1 protein-coding gene is annotated in these 747 nt (G+C 41.8%); it reads left to right on the plus strand.

The window, feature by feature from the left end; translation table 11 throughout:
- Positions 1–747, plus strand: a 747-nt coding sequence (locus C1642_RS15415) for an aminotransferase class III-fold pyridoxal phosphate-dependent enzyme (protein WP_228153938.1), incomplete at both ends; no start/stop codon positions are given.

Below are 747 nucleotides of genomic sequence, written 5' to 3' on the forward strand. Positions count from 1 at the left end.
TTGCAGAAGCCATTGCAGAGCAAGCAGCTACACTAGTGCATACGAGTAATTTGTTTGAAATTCCTTGGCAAACTGCGGCTGCTCAAAAGCTTGCTGAAGTTTCAGGTATGGAAGAAATTTTCTTTTCAAACAGTGGCGCCGAGTCAAATGAAGGGGCAATTAAAATTGCTCGTAAATTTGGTACTCAACAAGGTATAAGCTTGCCAAAGATTATTGTTGCTGAGCAGTCATTTCATGGACGTACTTTAGCGACACTTTCAGCAACTGGTAACAAGAAAGTACAAGACGGTTTTGCACCTTTAGTGGAAGGCTTTGTTCGAGTGCCATTTGGTGATATTGAAGCCATCCAAGAGGCTGCCTTACAGCATCCAGATATCGTTGCTATTTTAATTGAACCAATTCAAGGTGAAGGTGGTATTAATACTGCACCACAAGGATTTAGCTATTTAGAAGAAGTTCGCCAAATTTGTAACCAGCACAACTGGTTAATGATGCTAGATGAAATCCAAACTGGTAATGGCCGTACTGGTAAATACTTTGCGTATCAACATACAAATATTATTCCGGATGTTTTGACTACTGCAAAAGGTTTGGGTAACGGTTTTCCAGTGGGTGCTGTAATGACTCAAGGTAAAGCGGTAGGGTTGTTAGGGCCTGGCAGTCATGGTTCTACTTATGGTGGTACAGTACTGGGTTCTCGTGTGGTTTACACGGTAATTGATACGATCCAGAAGGAGAATGCAGTAG

Origin of the sequence: Acinetobacter sp. AKBS16 (assembly GCF_002899995.1) — a bacterium.
GTDB lineage: Bacteria > Pseudomonadota > Gammaproteobacteria > Pseudomonadales > Moraxellaceae > Acinetobacter > Acinetobacter baumannii.